Source organism: Pseudomonas sp. IT-P294, from assembly GCF_949767865.1.
GTDB lineage: Bacteria > Pseudomonadota > Gammaproteobacteria > Pseudomonadales > Pseudomonadaceae > Aquipseudomonas.
The window spans coordinates 139,602-160,141 of record NZ_CATKQW010000058.1; the positions used below are offsets into that span (position 1 = coordinate 139,602).

Annotated in this window: 16 protein-coding genes and 1 riboswitch; of the genes, 8 read left to right on the plus strand and 8 right to left on the minus strand. The window is 55.7% G+C overall.

Annotated features, from left to right (window positions below; genetic code table 11):
* Positions 1–9: 9 nt before the first annotated feature.
* Both ACM6I0_RS29515 and ACM6I0_RS29520 read right to left on the minus strand, forming a co-directional pair.
* A complete protein-coding gene (locus ACM6I0_RS29515; protein WP_222590141.1) occupies positions 10–1,398 on the minus strand; it encodes a sensor histidine kinase in 1,389 nt (462 codons plus the stop codon).
* Positions 1,391–2,062, minus strand: coding sequence for a response regulator (locus ACM6I0_RS29520; protein ID WP_090181166.1), 672 nt, complete (start codon positions 2,060–2,062; stop codon positions 1,391–1,393). The genes ACM6I0_RS29515 and ACM6I0_RS29520 overlap by 8 nt, the downstream gene beginning before the upstream one ends.
* A 403-nt stretch (positions 2,063–2,465) precedes the next feature.
* Between ACM6I0_RS29520 and ACM6I0_RS29525 the strand changes: the two genes are divergently transcribed.
* The 4 genes from ACM6I0_RS29525 to ACM6I0_RS29540 are packed head-to-tail and all read left to right on the plus strand — an operon-like array spanning position 2,466 to position 6,510.
* The gene (locus ACM6I0_RS29525; RefSeq protein ID WP_208671691.1) at positions 2,466–3,443 is read left to right on the plus strand and encodes a Bug family tripartite tricarboxylate transporter substrate binding protein; all 978 of its coding nucleotides are present in this window, start codon (positions 2,466–2,468) and stop codon (positions 3,441–3,443) included.
* A gap of 59 nt (positions 3,444–3,502) precedes the next feature.
* Positions 3,503–3,961 (plus strand): tripartite tricarboxylate transporter TctB family protein, encoded by a 459-nt coding sequence (locus tag ACM6I0_RS29530; RefSeq protein ID WP_090181160.1) that lies wholly within the window; start codon positions 3,503–3,505, stop codon positions 3,959–3,961.
* A gap of 1 nt (position 3,962) precedes the next feature.
* Positions 3,963–5,477 carry a tripartite tricarboxylate transporter permease gene (locus ACM6I0_RS29535; RefSeq protein WP_090181158.1) on the plus strand — a complete coding sequence of 505 codons (1,515 nt, stop codon included), beginning with the start codon at positions 3,963–3,965 and terminating at the stop codon, positions 5,475–5,477.
* The gene (locus tag ACM6I0_RS29540) at positions 5,470–6,510 is read left to right on the plus strand and encodes an AbrB family transcriptional regulator (RefSeq protein ID WP_285430099.1); all 1,041 of its coding nucleotides are present in this window, start codon (positions 5,470–5,472) and stop codon (positions 6,508–6,510) included. The genes ACM6I0_RS29535 and ACM6I0_RS29540 overlap by 8 nt, the downstream gene beginning before the upstream one ends.
* Positions 6,511–6,596: 86 nt before the next feature.
* Here the strand turns inward: ACM6I0_RS29540 and ung are convergent, their stop codons facing one another.
* Complete coding sequence (ung, locus tag ACM6I0_RS29545) at positions 6,597–7,289, minus strand: uracil-DNA glycosylase (protein ID WP_285430100.1); 693 nt, start codon at positions 7,287–7,289, stop codon at positions 6,597–6,599.
* A gap of 132 nt (positions 7,290–7,421) precedes the next feature.
* On the opposite strand from ung, the gene ACM6I0_RS29550 reads away from it, so the two are divergent.
* Positions 7,422–8,531: an enoyl-CoA hydratase/isomerase family protein gene (locus tag ACM6I0_RS29550; protein ID WP_285430101.1), complete on the plus strand. Its 1,110-nt coding sequence runs from the start codon at positions 7,422–7,424 to the stop codon at positions 8,529–8,531.
* A 60-nt stretch (positions 8,532–8,591) separates the two neighbouring features.
* On the opposite strand, the gene ACM6I0_RS29555 is transcribed toward ACM6I0_RS29550, so the two are convergent.
* The 5 genes from ACM6I0_RS29555 to ACM6I0_RS29575 form a co-directional block, all read right to left on the minus strand.
* The gene (locus ACM6I0_RS29555) at positions 8,592–14,180 is read right to left on the minus strand and encodes a calcium-binding protein (RefSeq protein ID WP_414923918.1); all 5,589 of its coding nucleotides are present in this window, start codon (positions 14,178–14,180) and stop codon (positions 8,592–8,594) included.
* Positions 14,181–14,182: 2 nt separating this feature from the next.
* Positions 14,183–15,040: a hypothetical protein gene (locus ACM6I0_RS29560; RefSeq protein WP_414923919.1), complete on the minus strand. Its 858-nt coding sequence runs from the start codon at positions 15,038–15,040 to the stop codon at positions 14,183–14,185.
* Between the two features lie 29 nt (positions 15,041–15,069).
* Positions 15,070–16,284, minus strand: a complete 1,215-nt coding sequence (locus ACM6I0_RS29565) for a glycosyltransferase family 4 protein (protein ID WP_414923920.1) — start codon at positions 16,282–16,284, stop codon at positions 15,070–15,072.
* 254 nt (positions 16,285–16,538) lie between these two features.
* Positions 16,539–16,976, minus strand: a complete 438-nt coding sequence (locus tag ACM6I0_RS29570; protein WP_414923921.1) for a hypothetical protein — start codon at positions 16,974–16,976, stop codon at positions 16,539–16,541.
* A 167-nt stretch (positions 16,977–17,143) separates the two neighbouring features.
* Positions 17,144–17,410, minus strand: coding sequence for a hypothetical protein (locus ACM6I0_RS29575; RefSeq protein ID WP_414923922.1), 267 nt, complete (start codon positions 17,408–17,410; stop codon positions 17,144–17,146).
* A 276-nt stretch (positions 17,411–17,686) separates the two neighbouring features.
* Positions 17,687–17,787: riboswitch (guanidine-I (ykkC/yxkD leader) on the plus strand.
* 62 nt (positions 17,788–17,849) lie between these two features.
* Between ACM6I0_RS29575 and ACM6I0_RS29580 the strand changes: the two genes are divergently transcribed.
* From ACM6I0_RS29580 to ACM6I0_RS29590, 3 genes are read left to right on the plus strand one after another with little or no spacing between them, the layout of a single operon-like run.
* Positions 17,850–18,917: a putative urea ABC transporter substrate-binding protein gene (locus ACM6I0_RS29580; RefSeq protein ID WP_414923923.1), complete on the plus strand. Its 1,068-nt coding sequence runs from the start codon at positions 17,850–17,852 to the stop codon at positions 18,915–18,917.
* Between the two features lie 15 nt (positions 18,918–18,932).
* Entirely contained in the window at positions 18,933–19,748 is an 816-nt protein-coding gene (locus tag ACM6I0_RS29585; protein ID WP_414923924.1) for an ABC transporter permease, read from the plus strand.
* On the plus strand, positions 19,745–20,533 hold the full coding sequence (locus ACM6I0_RS29590; protein WP_414923925.1) for an ABC transporter ATP-binding protein: 789 nt from the start codon (positions 19,745–19,747) through the stop codon (positions 20,531–20,533). The genes ACM6I0_RS29585 and ACM6I0_RS29590 overlap by 4 nt, the downstream gene beginning before the upstream one ends.
* Positions 20,534–20,540: the final 7 nt, after the last annotated feature.

Genomic DNA, 20,540 nt, shown 5'->3' on the forward strand with positions numbered 1-20,540 from the left:
CAGGCGCCATCACTCTCCCGCAATAAAACTCACCCGAACCTTCAAACCCGTCGATTCGCCATCGTGCAGACTGATCTGCGCCAGGTGTGCGCGACAAATCTCACCAACAATCGCCAACCCCAGCCCCGAGCCGGCGACCTGCTGATTTCGCCGGTAAAAGCGCTCGAACACTCGATCCCGCTCATCAATGGGAATGCCTGGCCCGTCATCCTCGACCTCCAGCACAGCGGGTGCCGTGACCCGCAGAATCACATTTCCACCCGGCGGTGTATGCGCCAGCGCATTGTCCACCAGATTGCTCAGCAGTTCGTTCAACAGCGTCGGCTCCCCGCGTAACCACACCGGCTCGTCCGCCTCCAGCGCCAGGGCCACGCCGCGCGCATGAGCCAAGGGTGCCATCGCCATGCCCAGCTCTCGAGCCAACTGACTCAGGTCCAGCAATTGCGCCCCGCCTTCAGCGATCGCCCGAGCACCGTTTTCCACCCGAGCCAGCGAGAGCAATTGATTGGCCAGATGCGTCAGACGGTCAGTGCCTTGGGCGGCAGTTTCCAGGGTGTTGCGCCAGGTATCGGGTTCGTTCGAGCGCAAACCAAGCTCAAGTCGTGCTTTCAGAGCGGCCAATGGCGTGCGCAATTCATGGGCGGCATCGGCGATAAACTGTGCCTGTCGCTCGAATTGCCCACGCAGGCGCTCGGTAAAGTGATTGAGGGCCCGCACCAGCGGCCATAACTCGTGTTGCACTTCCACCAGTGGCAGCGGGCGCAGATCGTCCGGCTGGCGCTCTTCCACCGCCGTACGCAAGCGTTCCAGTGGACGCAACGCCGCACTGACCGCAAACCACACCATCAATAAAGCACCAATGGCCAACATGCCCAGGCGCAGCAACGTGTCAGCGGCCAGGCTACGGGCCATCGCCACCCTCGCCTCATCGGTTTCTGCCACACGGATTTCCGCCATGCCATTCATGTTCGGCTCGCTCACCGGCTTGAGCAAACTCACCACGCGCACGTTCTGCCCTTGGTACTTGGCATTGTAGAAACGTGCAAGTGCGGGATAGTCATCGGTGCGCGGGGTTCCCGGCGGCGGTGGCGGAAGGTTTTCGTACCCGGAAATCAACTTCTGATTGATATCGTTGACCAGATAGAAAATCCGCCCGGCGCTGTCGTAAGCGAAGGTGTCGAGGGCCACATAAGGCACGTCGGCACTGAGGCTGCCGTCGCGCTGGGACACACCGGCGGCAATGGTCCGCGCCGACGCCAGCAACGTGCGGTCATAGGCGGTGTCCGCCGCTTCGCGACCATTCCAGTACGCACTCAAACCACTGGCCAGCATTAACACCACCAACAACAGCGCCAGGTTCCACAACAACCGCCAGCGCAGGCTGCTGGGCTTATGCATCACGGCTTTCCAGCAAATAGCCGAGGCCGCGGAACGTCACGATGGCGACCGGCTGGCCGTCGAGTTTCTTGCGCAGGCGGTGGACGTAGATTTCGATCGCATCGGGACTGGCTTCTTCATCCAGACCAAACACCTGGGAGGCCAGTTGCTCTTTGCTCATCACACGACCAGGCCGGGCGATCAATGCTTCGAGCACGGCCTGCTCGCGCGAGGTCAGGGTCAGCAGTTCTTCGCCGAGGGTGAAGCGTCGCGTGTCCAGGTCGTACGCCAGCACGCCACAACGTTGTTGACGTTCGCCACCCAGCACGCTGCGCCGCAACAAGGCTTTGACCCGCGCTTCGAGTTCCGTCAGCTCAAACGGTTTGGCCAGGTAATCGTCGGCGCCCAGATTCAAGCCGTGCACCCGATCCTTGACGTCGCTGCGAGCGGTCAGCATCAGTACCGGCAGGTTCTTGCCCCTAGCCCGCAGGCGCGCCAGCACTTCGAAACCATCCATGCGCGGCAGGCCGACATCAAGGATCGCCATGGCGTATTCCTCGCTGCCCAAGGCCAGGTCGGCCGCCACACCGTCGTGCAGCACATCCACGGTCAGCCCGGTGCTCTTGAGCGCCTGGGCGACACTTTCGGCGAGCTGCAGATGGTCTTCGACGAGCAGAACACGCATGGATCTTTACCTCATTCAGGGATGTTCGACGCCATTCTTTGGCGCGGAGTTTACAGCCGCATCCGCTGCTGTGAAGCCGCAAAACGGTGAAAGTCCACTGAAAGGTTAGCGAAAGGTTGGGCCGTTAGAGTCGATCCACGGAGGGTTTCGACTGCAGACCTTCCAATCGTAGTTTGAAAACGTGCCTGAAACGTAGCTCCCGAAAAACGCCTTGAAGCTTTTCGCCAATAAGAACAATAACCGAGGTACTGCACCATGCCGCGCATCGCGCTTGAGACCTGTCCGCCCCACCCTTCCTCTCGATTCCCATCGTTGACGCTTGCCAGCGCCGTTGCCGGCTGCACGACGCGAAACCGCCGCATCTGAAACATCCCCAAAAACAAAAACTCCCGTGGAGACAACAATGAATCGATCACTGCGCCGTTTCGCCCTCGCCGCCAGCTGCATGCTGTTCGCCGGCCAACTGATGGCCGAGCCAAAACGTCCTGAATGTATCGCTCCGGCCTCGCCAGGCGGCGGTTTCGACCTCACTTGCAAACTGGCGCAAAGCGCGCTGGTGAACGAAAAGCTGCTGACCAAACCGATGCGCGTGACCTACATGCCCGGCGGTGTCGGCGCGGTGGCATACAACGCGGTGGTTGCACAGCGCCCGGCAGACGCCGGCACGCTGGTGGCGTGGTCCAGCGGTTCGCTGCTGAACCTGGCCCAGGGCAAGTTCGGTCGTTTCGATGAAACCAACGTGCGCTGGCTGGCCGCCGTCGGCACCAGTTATGGCGCCATCGCGGTGAAAAGCGATTCGCCATACAAGAACCTGGACGATCTGGTTCAGGCGCTGAAGAAAGATCCGAGCAAAGTGGTGATCGGTTCCGGCGGCACCGTCGGCAGCCAGGACTGGATGCAAACCGCACTGATCGCCAAGGCCGCCGGGATCAACCCGCGTGACCTGCGTTACGTCGCCCTCGAAGGCGGCGGTGAAATCGCCACCGCCCTGCTCGGTGGTCACATCCAGGTCGGCAGCACCGACATCTCCGACTCCATGCCGCACATCCAGAGCGGTGACATGCGCTTGCTGGCCGTGTTCGCCGAAAAACGCCTGGACGAGCCGGAAATGAAAGACATTCCGACCGCCAAGGAACAAGGCTATGACATCGTCTGGCCAGTGGTTCGTGGCTTCTACCTCGGGCCAAAGGTCAGCGATGAAGACTACGCCTGGTGGAAAAACGCTTTCGACAAGCTGCTGGCGTCCGAAGACTTTGCCAAGCTGCGCGATCAGCGCGAACTCTTCCCGTTCGCCATGACCGGCCCGGAGCTGGACACTTATGTGAAGAAGCAGGTCGCGGACTACAAAGTGCTGGCCAAAGAGTTCGGCCTGATTCAGTGATCGCCTCTGTCTAGCGGCTGCGGCCCCCGTCCTGCGGGGTCGCGGCACAGGAGTTTCCCATGCTCTTACAACGCATTTTTGCTTCGGTGCTGTTACTGGCCTGTGTTGGCCTGGCGCTGATGGCGTGGCCGTACCAGGCCGCTTTTTCCTACGAACCGGTGGGCCCTCGCGCATTTCCGCTGTTGATGCTGGGCCTGATGGGGCTTGGCTTGCTGTACATGGTGTTTCGGCCAACGCCGATCATCCACAGCGACGACGACCCGAAACTGGACCGTGAAACGCTGATCAAGATCGGCATCTGCGTGGTGCTGTTGCTGGTGTTCGCCGGCACCTTCGAACCCCTTGGTTTCATCGTCTCCAGCATCCTGATCGGCGTCCCCATGGCTCGCCTGTACGGCGGCCGCTGGCTGCCGAGCGCGGTGATCATCAGCCTGATGGCCATCGGTCTTTACCTGCTGTTCGACAAGTTGATGGACGTGCCTCTGCCCTTGGGCGTACTCGACGTTCTGGAGAACTGATATGGATACTCTTGGCTATTTGGGTCAGGGTTTCGGCGTCGCGCTGACCCCGTACAACCTGGTGACCGCGCTCTGCGGCACCCTGATCGGCACCGTTGTCGGCCTGTTGCCGGGCCTGGGCCCGATCAATGGCGTGGCGTTGTTGATCCCGATCGCGTTCGCCCTGGGCCTGCCACCGGAGTCGGCCCTGATTCTGTTGGCGGCGGTATACCTGGGCTGCGAATACGGCGGTCGTATCAGCTCGATCCTGCTGAACATCCCCGGCGAAGCTTCCACCGTCATGACCACCCTGGACGGTTACCCGATGGCCCGCAAAGGCCTGGCCGGCGTGGCTTTGTCGCTGTCCGCGTGGAGCTCGTTCATCGGTGCGTTCATTGCCACGTGCGGCATGGTGCTGTTCGCGCCGTTGCTGGCGAAGTGGGCGATTGCCTTCGGCCCGGCGGAATATTTCGTGCTGATGGTATTTGCGATTGTCTGTCTCGGCGGCATGGCCGGGGACCGACCGTTGAAAACCTTTATCGCAGCGCTGATCGGTCTGTTCCTGTCTAGCGTGGGGATCGATGCCAACAGTGGCGTCTACCGTTTCACTGGCGACAACATCCATCTGACTGACGGCATTCAGTTCGTGGTGCTGGTGCTGGGCCTGTTCTCCATCAGCGAAATTCTCCTGCTGCTGGAGAAGACACATCGCGGCCAGGAAGCGGTGAAAGCCACCGGGCGCATGATGTTCAACTTCAAGGAAGCCTCGGCGGTGTTCGTGGTGAACATCCGTTGCGGCTTGCTGGGCTTCATCATGGGCGTGTTGCCGGGTGCGGGCGCGACCCTCGCCAGCGCCGTGGCCTACATGACCGAAAAGCGTATCGCCGGCGCCAAGGGCACTTTCGGCCAAGGTGACATGCGCGGCCTCGCCGCCCCGGAAACCGCCATCGGCGGCGCAGCCTGCGGTGCGCTGGTGCCGATGCTGACCCTCGGCGTTCCAGGTTCGGGCACTACGGCGGTGATGATCGGCGCGCTGTCGCTGTACAACATCACCCCTGGCCCGCTGCTGTTCCAGCAACAACCTGACATTGTTTGGGGCCTGATCGCCTCGCTATTCGTTGCCAACGTCATGCTGGTGATCCTCAACATCCCGATGATCCGCATTTTCACCCGCATCCTCGCCGTGCCGAACTGGGCGCTGGTGCCGGTGATCGCGATCATTACCGGGATCGGCGTCTACGCGGTGCACGCCACCACCTTCGACCTGTTCCTGATGATCGGTATCGGCATCTTCGGTTACATCCTGCGCAAGCTGGACTTCCCGTTGTCGCCGGTCCTGCTGGGCTTCATCCTCGGCGGCTTGATGGAACAGAACCTGCGTCGCGCCCTGTCGATCTCCAACGGTGCGCTGGAAATCCTCTGGTCGAGCCCGATCACGTTCGGTGTCTGGGTGCTGACGGCGATTATGCTGTTGATGCCGATTCTGCGGATCTGGCGCAAACGCTCGGTTGCGCGTCGCGCTATCGCCGATGTCTGATCGAACACCCTTCAACGCCTGGTGGGGTACGCCGCTGGTCGGCGCGCTGGGCGGTTACCTGGCCAGCCTCGTCGGCTGGCCGTTGCCATGGATGGTCGGCTCGTTGCTGGCGATCATCCTGGTGCGTTGCCTGACACCCTGGCAATTGGCGGAAATCCCTGGCGGCCGCAAGTGCGGCCAGTGGATCGTCGGTATCGGCATCGGCCTGCACTTCACCCCGGTCGTAATGGAGCAGGTGCTGAGCCACTTCGGCCTGATCTTCTGCGGTGCGTTGATCACCAGCCTGTCCGCCGTGGTCGGGGTCTGGTTGATGCGACGCACCGGTGAAGATCGCGCCACTGCCTTCTTTTCCAGCATGCCGGGCGGCTCCGGGGAGATGGTCAACCTCGGCGCGCGTAATGGCGCGGTGCTTAGCCGGGTTGCGGCGGGGCAAAGTCTGCGGGTGTTGGTCGTGGTGCTGTGTGTGCCGGCGGCGTTCAAATATCTGTTGGGTTACGGTGCACCGGTCTTGCATCCAACCGAAGTCAACTGGTGGTTGCTGGCCCTGCTGTTCCCGGCCGGCGCGTTGGCCGCCTGGATCTGGGAACGTCTGCGCCAGCCCAATCCCTGGCTGTTCGGGCCATTGCTGGTGAGTGCGGCCGTGAGCATTGGTTGGGATTTGCACATTGGCTTGCCCAATGGCGGCAGCCAGATCGGACAATGGCTGATCGGCAGCGGGTTGGGCTGCCACTTCAATCGGCAGTTTTTCCGGCGCGCACCGTCGTTCATGGGACGAACCTTGATTGGCACGGTGCTGACGATGTTGATCGCCACGGCTGCGGCACTGGGATTGAGTGCGCTGACCCATCTGGATCTGCGCTCCCTGACCCTGGGCATGATGCCCGGCGGGATCGCGGAGATGAGCCTGACGGCAGAAACCCTGCAATTGTCCGTACCACTGGTGACGGCGATGCAGGTGATGCGGCTGTTGTTTGTGTTGTTTCTGGCGGAGCCATTGTTCAGGTATTGGAACCGCGAGCCCGATTCAGACTGATAGACCACGTCGCCGCCATCGCGAGCAGGCTCGCTCCCACAGGGTTCGCATGCTCCTTGTGGGAGCGAGCTTGCTCGCGATGCTTTTCAGACTGGAGGCAACCGCCACTCGATCGGCGTTTCGCCATTCTGCTCAAGAAACTTGTTGGTCCGGCTGAAATGCCCGCAACCGAGGAAGCCGCGATAGGCAGACAGCGGTGACGGATGCACCGACGTCAGCACCAGATGCTTGGTGGCATCGATGAGTTTCTGCTTGCTCTGGGCATGCGCGCCCCACAGCAAAAAAACCAGATGCGGCTGATGCTCGCTGACCACTTCGATAATCCGGTCGGTGAAGTGCTGCCAGCCCTTTCCGGCATGGGCATTGGCGTTGGCACGCTCCACGGTCATGGTGGTGTTGATCATCAGCACGCCCTGGTCAGCCCAGCTTTGCAGGCAACCATGGTTGGGAATGTCGATGTTCAGGTCGCGTTTCAACTCTTTATAGATGTTCACCAGCGAGGGCGGTGCCGGAACACCCGGTTGCACCGAGAAGCACAGCCCATGGGCCTGGCCTGGGCCGTGGTATGGGTCCTGGCCAAGAATGACGACTTTGACCTTGTCCAGCGGCGTCGAGTTGAGCGCATTGAAAATCATCGGCCCGGGTGGGTAGATTTCTTTGCCCGCCTCGCGCTCCTGCTGCAGGAAATTACGCAACTCTGCCATGTAAGGCTGGTCGAATTCGGCACGCAGCGCTTCCTTCCAGCTCGGTTCGAGTTTGATACGGTCGTCAGCAGTCATGGTTACATCCGGCAAAAACAATGGGGCGAACCCTAGGAAAGCTGACCATGCTTGTCAATTGATCTGACGCAGATCCGCCACTTTCCTGTACAGCGATCATACTGAACGCTTAATTTCCCTATCGAGGTCACGATGAATCTGCACTTCGAAGAACTCACCGGCACCGACGGCGCCCGCATCGGCATCGCCAGCCTGGATGCCGAAAAGTCCCTCAACGCGCTTTCCTTGCCGATGATCAACGCCCTGCGCGATCAAATGGACGCCTGGGCCAAGGATCCGCAAGTTGTCTGCGTCCTGCTGCGCGGCAACGGCGCCAAGGCTTTCTGCGCGGGCGGCGAAGTACGCAGCCTGGTGGATGCCTGTCGCGCGCATCCGGGGGAAGTCCCGCCGTTGGCTGCGCAATTTTTTGCGGCGGAATATCGCCTGGACTTCAATCTGCACACCTATCCCAAGCCGCTGATCTGCTGGGGGCATGGCTATGTGCTGGGCGGCGGTATGGGGTTGCTGCAAGGCGCGAGCATCCGCATTGTCACGCCGAGCAGTCGCCTGGCGATGCCTGAGATCAGTATCGGCCTTTATCCGGATGTCGGCGCCAGTTGGTTTCTGTCACGACTGCCCGGCAAGCTCGGTTTGTTTCTGGGTTTGACCGGCGCTCATATGAATGGTCGTGATGCGATCGATCTGGACCTGGCCGACCGTTTCCTGCTCGATGAACAGCAACCAGAATTGATCGAAGGCTTGCTGCAACTGAACTGGCAGGAACAGATACCGATGCAGCTCAACAGTCTGCTCAAGGCCTTGCAACAGGAAGCCGTCGCACAAATGCCCGAAGCGCAATGGTTGCCGCGACGCCAGCAAATCGACGAACTGCTGGACGTTGCCGATGTGCGCTGCGCCTGGAAAGCCATCAGCCATCTGCGTGACAGCACGGACCTGCTGTTCAGCCGCGCCGCGAAAACCATGAGTGAAGGCGCGCCCCTGACCGCTCATCTGGTGTGGGAACAGATCGCCCGTGCCCGCCATATGTCGCTGGCGCAGGTTTTCCAGATGGAATACACGATCAGCCTCAACTGCTGCCGACATCCGGAGTTCAGCGAAGGGGTTCGAGCGCGATTGATCGACAAAGACCAGAAACCGCATTGGCACTGGCAGGACATCAATGTGCCTGAAGCGGTCGTGGAAGCGCACTTTCACAAGGTTTGGGAAGGTCGGCATCCGTTGGCGGACCTTTCCGAGTACTGAAATTTTGGAGTTGCCCGCGATAGCTTTATGAAAGGGTCTATCGTGGGCAAGCCATTTTCACTAAACCTTAATTTTATAAAACCCCATTGTTTCTTTAATGGCTTCTGCCGCACCTTCATCAGCACGTAAAAATATATCTTCCATATCTCTTAGCGGGGGCAGAGGATGTAGAAGTTCAAGCAACTGGTCCGCGGTATAGTCTTTAGGTGCTCTGTCTACATCTTGTACCCTTATAAAACTTATCGCAGCTTCGCCACCTAAGAAATAATTTTCAACTCGTATCTTAGGAGAAGAGCCGTAATTCACAACGACTACAAGATCATCACTATCGCGATGAAATTTCAATTGATGGATGGACGCACCAAAATCTGTGAAGTCGATACCATCTATACCGCCCGATTTATTAATAATCAAATCTCTTCCGAGGCCGTCATACTTATAAATATCATCACCTGCACCGCCGACTAAAGTATCGTTACCTGCTCCTCCCCACAAAATACCGCCCCCAGCACCACTGGAAATCAAATCATCTCCCTGCATGCCTCGCACCTCTACCGCGCCACTCAAAGTGTCATTACCTTGTCCACCAACGAGAGGAAGTTTCTTACCGTCCCGAAGAGATACGACCTCAGCCGCATTATCGATAAAGACACCATGGCGGTAAGTATCAGGAGCGGTGCCCAATTTACTGTTAGCTATAAGATCCTCCAAACTGACATGCGATCCATCTGCAAATTTCACGACTTCAACACCTGAACCACCAAGATCACTTGCATTAGGCAACACAATACGAACCTGTTGATCTTTCCCCCAGGAAATATCAAGCGTGGAATACAGCATCTGCCCAAGAGGTGGATTGCGGTAGGTGCCGCGCTTCGGGTTTGGTGCCAATTCAATATTGACCGCTTCAATTAACACGGCGCCCCAGCTTAACTGCAACTGCTCAAGCGTTATCCCATCAGGCAGCCTGACGGTATCCGTATCGGCTAACCCGAACTCGGCGCTCCACCCTGCAACTCCAACTTCCGGACGAAGAAACACAGGACTTAATATGTCCGCAACGATGGTAGTCGTTCCAGTATGTGCACCTATTATATAAGTATCTGGGCCATTCCCACCGTAAAGCCAATCATGCCCTGAGCCTCCAATTAAATAATCCTGACCTTCTGACCCGAGCAAAGTATCGTTTCCTGCCCCGCCTGAAATAAACGCACCGGAAACCCTACCCTCATTCTCAACATAATAAATATTGGGCGTCTCATAAGTAACGACCAAGTCGTCACCCATCCCGCCATGAAAAATATTACCGGCCTCAAGATTTACCCTGCCACCGCTATCGTCGCCTTGAACAATTTGGTGCTTGATAGTCTCAGTCGTGACATCCCAGCTGAATTTCTTGTAACTTACTTCACTACCTTCAATGCTTCCAGCAGGGTAAATAAACCAACCTTGAATTATACCCACCTCACTTTTATGCTCGACTATAACTTCACCAGCCGTTAAGGAAAAACCACTGTAGCTTGAACCAGATGGATAGTAACGTGGTTCTTGTTCTGGTTTGTATTCTATCCCACCTACTACTGTCGGCCGGGATTCAGTATGGGACGTAGAGCTTGAATCTCTGTTACTGAGCACTGCTTTACCAGAAACAAGGCTCATCCGCTCCGGGGATTGTGACAATGAACCTGACTGGAAGCTTTCAACAATTAAATTAGTTTTTTCGTGGTAGCCATGATCATTATCAGTAATGTGGCTTTTGCTCCAGGCTCCCTGAGCATTTAGCACGAACCCCGATGCCAGTATCAATGCCGAGCGGCGTTTTTTCAGAGTCCCCAGAAACTCTTCGCTCCACAATTTACTTGTATCAGCTTCAACTCGCGGGATATCAACCACAGCATTATTGATAACCTCCGCCTCATTGGGTTTTTCGTTACCTCCTGATTGCGCCTTAATATGAGTATTACTTGGAGTCCCAACATTGTCGTCTACGCCTGGCACCACGGACGTTTCCGCCAAGGACGAAGCATCTGTCGGGCCATGAATTATTTTCATAACGTCCTGAAAACTTAAAATAGAACCGTCACCAAAACTAAACGATGAATATTGCCATTTATCGTAATCACGAATCAGAACAGCATCACCCAACCCGTTAAAAATCCGTAATACCGGACCAACATCTACAACAATGATGTCAGCTTTTAAATTATCTACAGTAAATCCACGGCCGAACTTTATGACGTTATTTCCGCCTGCATCAGCAATAACATCGAGCCCATCGCCGATGCCAAAATCATAGGTATCATCGCCGTCTTGTCCGTCCAGATAGTCATTGCCGCGGCCTCCTTTATATACGTTATTACCGGAACCACCGCGAAGGTAATCTGCACCTGTTCCGCCATACAAAGTGTCGTTTCCGCCACCGCCTATTAGAGTGTCATTACCTGAACCTCCATCAAGATAGTCCGCTCCGTGCTCTGTTTCGGGTGTTTGCTCATAATCACCCAGCAAGAAGTCATCATCGGCACCACCGTGAAGCGTGTCAGCGCCTAAGCCTCCCCAGAGCGTATCGTTTCCAGCATCACCTCGAATGTAGTCATTATTGGTTAGTCCGGCTGGCTGGCTGTGCTCGTCTCCATCCAAGGCGTCATTCCCTTCGCCCCCTATCAGCGTGTCGGAGCCCCCCATGCCTCGAAGCGTGTCATCACCAGTACCGCCATCTAGAAAATCATTACCTTGGTATCGAGCCGGGTGATCGGAGTAATCCCCGGATAAAACATCGTTGCCTGCGCCGCCATAAAGAGAATCATCAGCACCGCCACCTTGGAGAGTGTCGTCACCTGCACCACCATCCAGAAAATCATTACCGAAGTAATTTGCGGCGTTACCCTCAACACCCTGCAAAACAAAGTCATCGCCGGTCAGCTCATCGTTACCGAGACCGCCGTACAACACATCGCTACCACTATTACCGGCCAGGGAATCATTACCATCGCCCCCATCCAACAAATCGTTGCCGTGGTGCCGACTTTGCAGACCGCCTCCCCAATCCAGGTTGTCACCCAACAAAATGTCGTTATCGTTGCCACCATGAAGAGTGTCATTCCCCCCATCGCCACTCAAAACATCGTTTTCAGTTCCACCATCGAGTAAATCATCGCCCCAACCGCCGTTGATAAAGTCACTGCCTCCCTGACCAAAAAGAACGTCATTGCCACCTCCCGCAGGAGCGCTGAGAGAGGCACGGGCAAAGACGTTACGCCTGCTAACGACACCTTCACCAATGGGGACATCAATCCTTTTGAAATTCCAGGTTTTTTCCAGCATCCCGGTCACATCATCACCGGATAAATTGTCATCGCCAGCTCCCCCAATGAGCGTATCTGGACCGTCGCCACCGAGCAGCACGTCTCGGGACTCAGTGCCCACGAGTAGATCCTCACCCTGCCCCCCATCAAGCCAATCGCCACGACTTGCCTTGCCGGGACCCGCTCCAGCAGCCATCGCTTGTTCGATTGTTAACGGCTGATCTGCAAACAACCGGTCATTTCCGGCTTTACCAAATAGCTGATCGGAACCACCAAGCCCGATGAGGACGTCGTCGTTCGGCGATCCGTGAAGCACATCTGCCTTATTTCTCTGCTTCACCTTACGCACGATAACGTTGCCCAATTCATCATGAGCGAGCTGATCACCGGGAACAGTGGGGTCGGTGTCTTTTGCTTTCCAGTCACCCACGACGGTTAGACCAGGCCCTGAAAAGTCCTGGCTTTGGTAATCCGGGAGAAGGATGCCCAACATGCTAGGCGTGAAGTGTTTAATAAAAACCAGATCATTCCGGCCGTATTTGATATGGAGCGTTTTTTCAGAAAGCTCTTCGATGACAGTTAAAGTGATAGCCCCATCTTCCGTAACCCAAGTATTGCTCAGAGGACCACTACGCTTAAGGGCAGGAATAGGTAAACCATTTATAAGTATCTGGCCATCAACGCCAACGTCGGAAATCTGATCGACGCCATCGCCACTCGAAAACTCGTATCGATCACTGCCAACGCCTCCAATCAGAATATCGTTACCTTGACCGCCGACTAATACATCATCCCCAGACATACCGTGTAGCACGTCTCTGCCATCTCCGCCCTTTAACCAATCACGCCCCTGACCACCTTCGATGTAATCATTTCCTTCGAGGCCGATGATCGTGTCATTACCCAAGCCACCATAGAGATGGTCGCTATTGGGGCCGCCGCTGAGCGAACGACTTCCATCATCACCAAACATAACCAGAGGATTTGAAACCCCGGTAGTCATAGACGCTTGTTTACCTGATTGAAGATCCGAGTAGGAATGGGCCTGAATCGTGTTTTCTCCGAATGATCCATTGGTCCTGGCTATCAAGCGACCTAACATATCCGCGCGATCAACCAGCCATCGTTCGGTGATGAAGCCTTCGCCGGTTTTCGAGTCGTAGAGTTCTAGTCCCCTCCCTGAAAAACCGTCAATTCTTTCAATGACTATTTCACTCAAGTATTTCAGGGAATTCCGCAGCGCCATCCCGGCAGGCGATTCCTGGGCCGCTAATGTTCCCCAATCAGAAGCGCTGCCGTATTCCCTAATTGTCTTGGCAACAATATTTTGAGATTGGCTCGGTGATAACGACGAGAAAAATTCATGGCCATTTGCGGCAAAGGTTGCATCTGTAGTGAGTGAAGCTGAAGAAACACCATCATAGGTTAGTTTGAATATATCAAAGAAGGCATTAACCCCATACCTTAATATTAAATCTACCGTGGATGAAATCGGTGTACCTTTGACAATTGACTGAATGAACGGACTATAACTTTGACTGCTGCGCGCAATATTTATCTGCTCAGGCACAACTGAAAACAGGCTCTCAAATACATTCCAACCAAAATTTTTGGCCACTGCTTCAAGCGCCACATTGTAGGAATCGATGGCGAATAGGATATTCTTAAAATCGTCCAGCCTATTGACTGTTGCCAGTGCGTGTCTTTCTTTAATTTCCGAACCGGGATCACCTGCTGAAATCAGCCTCCACGTTTCATAGGGATATTCCCCACCCAACAGACTAAATCCAATTGTTCCAGACCATCCAGCGTTGCGACTTGCAGCGGTGTCTTCTTCCAATCCTTCCTGAGGAAACAGTATTTCACCAATGGCGCTTGCATCGATGGAAGCGATTTGGTCAATTGCAGGCACGGTCCACGGCGCCAAGTTAAATTTAAGTGATCCATACAGCAAAGTATTCATGAAATTGACAGCCACCTGATTAGATGACTCCTGCATCAATTCATCACTAAACATTTTATTCAGTCGCAACTGTCCTTGCCGTACTGTATAAGCACGGATCAAAGCTGAGTAAGCACCGCGTCCTGCGTTCGCATCGATTGCCACATCAAGCCACAACTTGGCACTCTTGAAAACCTTCTTGACACTCTCATCAAAAACCACCAAACCAGAAAGCTTTTCACCAATCATATCTGACAATTTTTGATAAAAAGGCTCACAGTTCGCACCCACCAACGCAACTGCCTTATACTCTTTATCCGGCAGATCAAACTTCATTCCGGTACAGACACTGACAGCATCAATAATTATTTCTTTCTCTACAGCATTAAAAACATAACTCATCATTACTTCCCTGTAATTATGGCACTCGAAAGATATTCACTAATAAATTTAAGCGCTGCAGGAGCAACACGCAGCGAGCGCGTCCCTAGATGAACACGAGCGTCTCCACCTGCAAAATCGAAATTATGCAACCCCACTGTGCAACGGGTATTTAACTGACCAAAATCCAGATTTTCCAGTTGTGATTTATTAAACGTTAACAAAACCTCTCTGCTGAACCCACTTTCCAAAACTTCGCTAGATGGAGAACCCAAACCATCACACGCAATTACTCGCGGAGTTCCATCACTTCGGCGCCAATCGCGCATTATAAAACCGCTTACCGCGAATTCATTTTCAACACTAGGAGGTGGAGCGTTGAGCCAGAGCTCCAGGCCGGGATAGTTTTTGAGTTTCACAATGAGGTCTTCAGGCCATTCCTTGGTCTGACGTCCCATGTTAATTGGCTCGGTAGACTCTGTCCTTGTGTACAACCTGGCAATCACACTGAAAAGCTTTCGGTTGGGTGACGGCTCCTTTCCGAGCTCCTGATAGGTAGGACGAAGTTCAGTACCCGTCCACCAGAAAGAGCCCTCGAGGCCTTCCGCAATACACAGCCCGCCCCTCGTGGCAGAACTGTAATAAAACCCCGGAATTTTACTTATATCAAGAAGGCCACCCCCCAAAATTGGAACATGTTCCATACCAGCGAGTTTCTGATTGCATTTTTCTGATTCTTCTCGACTACGATTCCGCTCTTCCGCCATGCGTTCAGATTCGACATAACAACTCACCAACCAAGAGCAAAAAGCCACAACCAAACCATATTTGAGTATCGTCTTACACCACCAATATGCATCCTTGCGATAGACCTTATACATTTCAAACTCCATTTAAATTATCAGACAACCTACTTTAAAGCTGTCATCACGCGATCAAAAACTCCAAAATAGCCACGCACACCATGTTTTACATCAAACCGATTCGCTGTCGATTTTGCTGACTTCCTAATAGAACCAAAATCACCAGAAAACTTTAAGACTCTACAAACTTTTTCAGCTATTGCCTCTGCGTCAAAAAAATCCACCAACAATCCATTTACACCATCAACAATCACCTCCCGAACCGGTGCGGTATCGGAACCTATCACCACACACTCAGACGCCATTGCCTCTAACAACGACCAAGACATAACGAAGGGATAGGTCAAATAAACATGTACTTCTGACACCTGCAAAACTGCTCTATACGTTTCATAAGGCAGCTTGCCGGTGAAATACACTCTGGAAAGGTCTATCTCCAACTCCGCTAGTAACTTGGCGCGCCAACTATCAAACCCTATCGGCAAACGCCCATAACTGACGCCATCGCCTCCCACGATTACGATCTGGGCGTCAGGGCACACGGCCTGAATATAAGGAATGGATCTCATGAAACTATGAAATCCGCGATAAGGCTCGAGGTTTCTAGCGACATACGTCACGATTGGCTGCCCGGTTTCCAGCACCTGTCCACTGGGTAGCTTTACGGAAGTAATCGGAGCAGGCTCGGTTGCTTCTATAGAAATCCCCTCATGAATCACCTGAATTTTGGAGTGATACGCTGACGGGAACAGACTGCGCTGCCATGAGGTAGGTGCAATTCCAATGTCACATTGCTCAAGATTCAAAAGATGCATCGAATTCAGTGGTCGAATTCTTGAAGAGGCATCCGGCGCACACGGAAATTCGGGATCAAAGCCCATATCCGCGCCCGTTGAATGATAATAATATTCACAAAAATTAATCAGGGGAGCGTCAGGATATACATCCTTAACAAACAGTGCTTCACCCCATCCAGGGTGTGCAAGTATCACATCAGGGCGATAACCTTTTTGTTTGAGCACTTTCAACAGCAAAAATACTTGTTGCCCGTCAACGACGGCATTTCCATATTGATGCAAGTACGAATGAGTGCAATGTGATTGCTTTCTTATAGGCTGATACCTGAAGAGCTTAATCCCTTGAACACCTGGAGCCGTATCTCGCCCTATCGCAACGACTGTAACGTCTGGCCGACTATGCGCCGCCAATGCAACATGCCGGAATTGACCAGGAAAGTTTTGATGAATAATAAGTAGATTCATGATTCAACTGATCTGCTAGTACGCCCTCATTTCATTGAAGTTTTTAAACATCAATACGAATGCACAAACGCTAACAAATGCGCAGAAATAAAACTGTAGGAGGGTTCCGAGAACGTCCGAGGACATGTAGCCATACAGGGTAATTTCGAAACAGGCAGGAGCAACCTTCTCCTCGTCACAGACCTGGGCGCCATACCTTGCGCATAAAAAAAGCGGCGCATGATGCGCCGCTTTTCTAAAGGTTTGCGTCAGAGTTACCAGCGACCACCTCGGTCACCTCGGTCACCATGATCGCCGCGACCCTCATGGTCGCCTCGTCCACCGTGATTGCGTCCACCCTCGCCACGGTAGTCGTTGTTCCAGCCGCCACGGTTACCGCCGTCCCAACCGTGATTCTGATGAGCCCGGTAGTCGCCTCGTTGCGACTGGTAATAACGGGGAGCCGGTTGATAAACCCGCGGCTGGTAGTAATACCGTGGGGTTGGCTGGTAATACCGGGCCGGTGGCGCGTAGTAACGACGCGGCTGGGTGTAGTAGCCGTCGCCACCGGAGTAATAGACCGGCGCCGGTGAGGTGTAGACCTCGGAACTGTAGTAGCTGGCTCCTCCATCGGAATAGGGTACGCACGCACCAAGAGACAATCCCAATACAGCCATCAGAAGAATTCGTTTGACCCGTTTTCGACAGAGCATGGCGGCCTCCTGGACCGCGAGTGAGCCGTACCAGCGACGCTGGTAGGCGACAGTCAATTATTCGGTGACTGTCGAAAGATCAGACATCGAATTCGAAATCTGGTGCGTTTCTGAAACACATTGAAACAAGTAGCCGATGAAAGGTTTTTCACCTATTCACAGGCTGATTAATGGTGACCACCGTGGTATCCACCGCCGTAATGACGTGGCCCGTACCCGCGCCAGTAGTAATAGCGATAGCCGCCGTAAAAGCGCGGGCCATAGTAATAACGGGGGCCGTAATAGTAGTTATAGGGCGAATAGCCAGGGTAGTAATAGGGCCAGTAGCCTGGGTAGTAATAAGGCGCGGAATACACATCGTAGCCGCCAGCGTCGTAATAGCAGCCGGCCAACCCCAGACCGAGAACCATACCCAACAACAGTCGACGAAACATCGCGGCCTCCTGAAAGACCCTCAACCGGAACTCGCCGGCTGATACCACTTTTGACTGGCGATGCCGGGCCGAGTGCCGAGCGGCGCAGACCTTCGGATCAGTGGCCTGCCCGGTCCATTGCGGTGCGTCCACGCACCATCACAAAGCACCCTCCCCGCCCTCTTGACCGCGCCAATCGCGTAGCCCCGCACGCTAGAGCGCTTTAGCCGACTTGGCACGGCTCTCGCTTTAGTAAACCCGTGCAGGAGTCATCACAGGTTCGCGGCACCACAATTTGCAATGGCTGACTAGGGTTCCGGCTCGCTTAAGCGAGTGGCTGGTCCGAGAGTTGGCGACCTCCAGTTGAGGTTACACGGCGGGACAAAAGCCCGGGAGACAAGCCACCGTTCGCGGTGCCGCGTTGACTCCTGCCCGCCCTTGATCAACTGGAGAACCACCCATGCTCAAGCTTCGTTTACCCGCCCTGCTCGCCGCTGCTTTCGCAGCCATCGTGAGCGCCTCGTCCCAAGCCGCACAGAAAGACCACTTCAGCGTCTGCTGGACCATCTACGCCGGCTGGATGCCCTGGGAATACGCGGGCAGCCAAGGCATCGTCGACAAATGGGCGAAAAAGTACGGCATCAAGATCGATGTGGTGCAGCTCAACGATTACGTCGAATCCATCAACCAGTACACCGCCGGCCAGTTCGACGGCTGCACCATGACCAACATGGATGCACTGACCATTCCCGCCGCCGGCGGCGTCGACAGCACCGCGCTGATCGTCAGCGACTTCTCAAACGGCAACGACGGCATCGTGCTCAAGGGCGATGGCAAGAAAGTCACAGACCTCAAGGGCATGAACGTCAATCTGGTCGAACTGTCGGTTTCCCACTACTTGCTGGCTCGCGCGCTGGATTCGGTCGATCTCACCGAGAAAGACCTGAAAGTGGTCAACACCTCCGACGCCGACATCTCGGCCGCCTTCAACACCGATCAGGTGAAAGCCGTCACCACCTGGAACCCGATGCTCTCGGACATCAAGGCCAAGCCTGCGGTGACCGAAGTGTTCAACTCCAGCCAGATTCCCGGCGAGATCATGGACATGATGGTGGTCAACAGCGCCACCCTCAAAGACAACCCGGCCCTGGGCAAAGCGCTGACCGGCGCCTGGTTTGAAGTGGTCGAGTTGATGAACGAGAAAAACGCCGCCAGCAAAGTCGCCCTCGAACACATGGCCAAAGCATCCGGCACCGACCTGGCCGGTTTCCAGGCGCAACTCGATACCACCAAGTTGTTCGCAACGCCCAAGGAAGCCCTGACGTTCTCCACCAGCAAGCAACTGCCGGAAACCATGCGCAAGGTGGCAGAGTTCTCCTTCCAGCACGGTTTGCTCGGTGAAGGCGCCAAAGACACCAGTGCGGTGGGCATGGCCTTCGCCAATGGCGTGACCAGCGGCGACAAGAGCAACCTCAAGCTGCGCTTCGACCCGACCTACGTGCAGATGGCGGCCGACGCCAAGCTGTAAACAGGAGGACTGGCCATGCGCCTGATCAATCGCCACCCGGATCGCCCGAGTCGCTTGCTGTTGGTGATCCTGCCGTTCGCCCTGGTGCTGTTCGCCTACTTCATGGGCTCGGCCGAGCGGCTGACGGACAACCCCAACGACAAGCTTCTGCCGAGCGCCGTGCAAATGACCGACGCGGTCAAACGCCTGGCGTTCACCGCCGACACCCGCACCGGCGAATACGTACTGTGGCAGGACACCGCATCCAGCCTGCGACGCTTGGCAATTGGCCTGGGCATCAGTGCGCTGGCCGGTCTGTGCCTGGGCATTGCCGCCGGCACCTTGCCGCTGTTTGGCGCACCGTTGTCGCCACTGCTGACGGTGCTGTCGATGGTGCCGCCGCTGGCGATCCTGCCGATTCTGTTCATCGTGTTCGGGCTGGGGGAATTGTCGAAAGTGATGCTGATCGTGATCGGTATCACCCCGTGCCTGGCGCGAGATCTGGAACAGCGCGCCCGGGAAATTCCGCTCGAGTTGCTGATCAAGGCCCAGACCCTCGGCGCCTCGACCTGGACACTGATGCTGCGCGTGGTGCTGCCACAGCTGTTGCCGCGCCTGCTGATCTCGCTGCGGTTGATGCTGGGCTCGGCGTGGTTGTTCCTGATCGCCGCCGAAGCCATCGCCTCCACCGACGGCCTCGGCTACCGGATCTTCCTGGTGCGCCGCTACCTGGCAATGGACGTGATCTTGCCGTACGTGGTCTGGATCACCCTGCTCGCCTGGCTGATGGATTGGGGGCTCAAGCGCCTGACTCAACGTGCGTTCCCTTGGTACGAAGGAGCGCGGTCATGAGCTTCATCACAGTCAAAAACGTCTGGCAGCAATACGCCGATCAGGTGGTGCTTGAAGGGCTGAACCTGACCGTCAACGAGGGTGAATTCTGCACGTTGGTCGGCGCGTCGGGTTGCGGCAAGTCGACCTTCCTGCGGCTGTTGCTCGGCCAGGAACGCGCCAGTCGCGGTGAGATTCTACTGGACGGCCACGCCTTGGCCGGCGAGCCGGATTCGAGCCGTGGCGTGGTGTTCCAGCGCTACTCGGTGTTCCCGCATTTGACGGTGCTGGACAACGTCGCTCTGGGCCTCGAACTGCCGCGCTCGCCGCTGCTCGGGCGCTTGTTCGGCAGCGCCAAACGCGAAGCGCGGGAGCAGGCCTCGGTGCTGCTGCACAAAGTCGGCCTCGGCCATTCGCTGGATAAATACCCGGCGCAGCTCTCCGGCGGTATGCAGCAACGATTGGCCATCGCTCAGGCGCTGATCATGAAACCCCGGGTGTTGCTGCTCGACGAACCGTTTGGCGCCCTCGATCCGGGCATCCGCAAAGACATGCACGGCCTGCTGCTGGAGCTGTGGCGCGAGACGCAACTGACCGTGTTCATGGTCACCCACGACCTGTCCGAAGGTTTCAGCCTGGGCACGCGCCTGCTGGTGTTCGACAAGGTCCGCGTCGACCCGCACGCACCCGGCGCCTATGGCGCGCGCATCACCTACGACATCCCTTTGAACAGCGACCGCCGCGTCAACCGCGCCGCCGTCGACGCCCTGCCGCAAGCACTGGCGGGCTCGCTTCGCATCGCTTAGAGGAAAT

Excerpts from the sequence above, each read along its gene's own strand:
- ACM6I0_RS29550 (WP_285430101.1), top strand. The coding sequence starts at position 7,422 with ATGAATCTGCACTTCGAAGAACTCACCGGCACCGACGGCGCCCGCATC.
- ACM6I0_RS29540 (WP_285430099.1), top strand. The coding sequence starts at position 5,470 with ATGTCTGATCGAACACCCTTCAACGCCTGGTGGGGTACGCCGCTGGTC.
- ung (WP_285430100.1), bottom strand. The coding sequence starts at position 7,289 with ATGACTGCTGACGACCGTATCAAACTCGAACCGAGCTGGAAGGAAGCG.
- ACM6I0_RS29525 (WP_208671691.1), top strand. The coding sequence starts at position 2,466 with ATGAATCGATCACTGCGCCGTTTCGCCCTCGCCGCCAGCTGCATGCTG.
- ACM6I0_RS29530 (WP_090181160.1), top strand. The coding sequence starts at position 3,503 with ATGCTCTTACAACGCATTTTTGCTTCGGTGCTGTTACTGGCCTGTGTT.
- ACM6I0_RS29565 (WP_414923920.1), bottom strand. The coding sequence starts at position 16,284 with ATGAATCTACTTATTATTCATCAAAACTTTCCTGGTCAATTCCGGCAT.
- ACM6I0_RS29590 (WP_414923925.1), top strand. The coding sequence starts at position 19,745 with ATGAGCTTCATCACAGTCAAAAACGTCTGGCAGCAATACGCCGATCAG.
- ACM6I0_RS29575 (WP_414923922.1), bottom strand. The coding sequence starts at position 17,410 with ATGTTTCGTCGACTGTTGTTGGGTATGGTTCTCGGTCTGGGGTTGGCC.
- ACM6I0_RS29535 (WP_090181158.1), top strand. The coding sequence starts at position 3,963 with ATGGATACTCTTGGCTATTTGGGTCAGGGTTTCGGCGTCGCGCTGACC.
- ACM6I0_RS29585 (WP_414923924.1), top strand. The coding sequence starts at position 18,933 with ATGCGCCTGATCAATCGCCACCCGGATCGCCCGAGTCGCTTGCTGTTG.
- ACM6I0_RS29580 (WP_414923923.1), top strand. The coding sequence starts at position 17,850 with ATGCTCAAGCTTCGTTTACCCGCCCTGCTCGCCGCTGCTTTCGCAGCC.
- ACM6I0_RS29515 (WP_222590141.1), bottom strand. The coding sequence starts at position 1,398 with ATGCATAAGCCCAGCAGCCTGCGCTGGCGGTTGTTGTGGAACCTGGCG.
- ACM6I0_RS29555 (WP_414923918.1), bottom strand. The coding sequence starts at position 14,180 with ATGAGTTATGTTTTTAATGCTGTAGAGAAAGAAATAATTATTGATGCT.
- ACM6I0_RS29520 (WP_090181166.1), bottom strand. The coding sequence starts at position 2,062 with ATGCGTGTTCTGCTCGTCGAAGACCATCTGCAGCTCGCCGAAAGTGTC.
- ACM6I0_RS29570 (WP_414923921.1), bottom strand. The coding sequence starts at position 16,976 with ATGCTCTGTCGAAAACGGGTCAAACGAATTCTTCTGATGGCTGTATTG.
- ACM6I0_RS29560 (WP_414923919.1), bottom strand. The coding sequence starts at position 15,040 with ATGTATAAGGTCTATCGCAAGGATGCATATTGGTGGTGTAAGACGATA.